This window comes from Nocardia sp. NPDC047038, from assembly GCF_040644075.1.
GTDB classification, from domain to species: domain Bacteria; phylum Actinomycetota; class Actinomycetes; order Mycobacteriales; family Mycobacteriaceae; genus Nocardia; species Nocardia sichangensis.
Window position 1 is genome coordinate 1 of the sequence record NZ_JBEYVQ010000006.1, and the last position, 1122, is coordinate 1122.

Here is a 1122-nt window from a genome sequence, read left to right on the forward strand (position 1 = left end):
CCGGCAAAGATCATCGCGGCCGCCGCGTACGCGACGAAGGAGCAAGCGGCGGTCGCGCACACGCGAGCCATAAGAGGGCCGCGAACACCCAGCGCCGCAGGCGCTGGAAAAACAACACAGCATTAGACTCCACTGGTGCGGCTGTATCGGGACGAGGCGGTAGTGGTTCGCCAGCACAAGCTGGGCGAGGCGGATCGCATCGTCACGCTGCTCACCCGACAGCACGGACTGGTTCGCGCGGTCGCCAAGGGGGTGCGGCGGACCAAGTCGAGGTTCGGGGCCCGGTTGGAGCCGTTCTCCTATATCGACGTGCAGCTGCATCCCGGACGCACGCTGGACACCGTGACCCAGGTGCACACGATGGAGGCGTTCGCCGCCGACATCATCGATGACTACGGGCGCTACACCACCGCGTGCGCCGTCCTGGAGACCGCTGAACGCTTGGCGGGCGAGGAGCGTGCGCCCGCGCCCCGGCTGCACGCGCTCACCGCGAGCGCCCTGCGTGCCATCGCGGCCAAACAGCGCCCGCACGAACTGATCCTGGACGCATTCTTGTTGCGCGCCATGGGTTTCGCGGGCTGGGCGCCCGCATTGGACGAATGCGCCAAGTGCGCGACACCGGGCCCGCATCGGGCCTTCCATGTCGCGGCCGGAGGCGCGGTGTGCGTGCATTGCCGTCCACCGGGTGCGGCGACGCCCGCCCCTGGGGTGCTCGATCTGCTGGTGGCGTTGCTGCGCGGGGAGTGGGAGCAGGTCGAGGCGACGCCCGAGGCGGTGCGCAGGCAGGCCAGCGGGCTGGTCGCGGCGCACTTGCAGTGGCACCTGGAACGTCAGCTGCGCACCCTGCCGTTGATCGAGCGATCCAAGGACACAGCCGCGCAAACTCCGCATGTAGCCGCGCGGGGTTGAGTGGAAGCGAGGCAGTCGCAGGGGAGGCGCTGCCGGGCGGGACTCGTCCTCGGGCCGAGCTGAAACGAGGCAGCCGCAGGGGAGGGTGCTGTCGGGCGGGGCCCGTCTTCAGCCCGCGCCGGGCCGAGCGAAGGCGAGGCAGCCGCAGGGGAGGGTGCTGTCGGACGGAGTCCGTTGTTCAGCCCGCGCCGGGCCGAGCGAAGGCGAGGTAGC

General features: G+C 70.5%; 1 protein-coding gene. It reads left to right on the forward strand.

The window, feature by feature from the left end:
* The first annotated feature begins 135 nt into the window (after positions 1-135).
* Positions 136-909: a DNA repair protein RecO gene (gene recO, locus ABZ824_RS21195; RefSeq protein WP_356964900.1), complete on the forward strand. Its 774-nt coding sequence runs from the start codon at positions 136-138 to the stop codon at positions 907-909.
* Positions 910-1122 lie beyond the last annotated feature (213 nt).